This is a genomic window from Pseudomonas inefficax (assembly GCF_900277125.1).
Lineage (GTDB): Bacteria > Pseudomonadota > Gammaproteobacteria > Pseudomonadales > Pseudomonadaceae > Aquipseudomonas > Aquipseudomonas inefficax.
In genome coordinates this window covers 1-1,233 of sequence record NZ_OPYN01000222.1, presented here as the reverse complement: position 1 = coordinate 1,233, position 1,233 = coordinate 1, and the positions used below count along the sequence as shown (strand labels likewise).

1 protein-coding gene and 1 pseudogene are annotated in these 1,233 nt (G+C 60.7%); one reads left to right on the top strand and one right to left on the bottom strand.

Annotated features, from left to right (window positions below; translation table 11 throughout):
• Window positions 1–123: 123 nt before the first annotated feature.
• Window positions 124–831 (bottom strand): FadR/GntR family transcriptional regulator, encoded by a 708-nt coding sequence (locus JV551A3_RS27675; protein WP_133979302.1) that lies wholly within the window; start codon window positions 829–831, stop codon window positions 124–126.
• 261 nt (window positions 832–1,092) lie between these two features.
• Here JV551A3_RS27675 and JV551A3_RS27670 point away from each other — a divergent pair.
• Window positions 1,093–1,233: pseudogene (locus JV551A3_RS27670) on the top strand (MFS transporter); the annotation flags it as partial.

Here is a 1,233-nt window from a genome sequence, read left to right as displayed (position 1 = left end):
GGAGCGGCCTTGTGTCGCGAAAGGGCTGCGAAGCGGCCCCAGCAATTTTTGCATCATCGCTGAAATCTTGGGGCCGCTCTGCGGCCCTTTCGCGACACAAGGCCGCTCCTACAGGGGATCGTGTCAGGCCTGTTCGGGCAGTAGCCGGTCGCGGCTATTGGACAGGTGCAGGCACACCGCTGCCCGCGCCGCGTCCGGGTCCCGCCGGCGGATGGCATTGAGGATCGCCTCATGCTCGAGGTTGGCCAGGTATGCCTGCCGCGCCAGCTTCGCCCCGCTACGTTCGGCCAAGGCCATGCGGTTGCGCGGGATCAGACCGTTGCCTAGCTGCAACAGCATTTCAGTGAAGTACAGGTTGCCAGTGGCCTCGGCAATCAGCAGGTGAAAGCGCCGGTCGGCCTCGATACAGCTGTCGCCAGCGGCGGCCAGGTCCTGGTAGTCATCCAGCGCCTGGCGCATGCGCATCAGGTGCTCCTCCTCGCGGCGTAGCGCGGCCAGGGCAGCTGCCTGGCCTTCCAGGCCGATGCGCAGCTCCAGCAGGTCGCGCACATTGGCTGCGCTTTCCGCAGCGATGCGTAGGCCGGGCTGGGCCTGGCGCTCCATCACGAACGTACCGATACCGTGGCGTGGCTCAACCAGCCCCGAGGCCTGCAGTTTGGACAAGGCCTCGCGGACCACGGTGCGGCTGACCCCATGCTCGCGCACCAGGCTGTTCTCCGAGGGCAACTTGTCGCCTGGCTTGAAGGTACCCAGCAGGATCTGTTGCGTCAGGCTGGAGACCAGGTCATGGGCGCGGCTGTGGCCGCGTTTGTGGGTTTGTTCGGTGGCCATGGCGGAGTCCGATTATTGTCGTACTTGTACGACAAGTTAATCGATAAAAATATTTTTTGCCGATTTTTCTGACGCTCAAGCCCGCCAGTAGCCTGTGGGTTTTTGCAATATAGGAGCATATAGGCATTGTAGTAGCTTGTATTTTGCGATTTTGCCGATCTTGCTAATCTTGTCGTACAACTAAGCTGCGCATATGCTCCTTCCCACTGTCATGTCAGACAACCTCGACCCGCACAAAAACAATTAGTGGGAGATCCGCAAGTGAACGATACCCTCGCTCCGTCTGCCCGAAATGAAGGCGACGCCCTGGCCAGTGCCGTGGCCAAGGTCAAGCTCCACGTCCTGCCGCTGTTCGTCATCATGTTCATCGTCAATTATCTGGACCGCGTCAACATCGGCTTC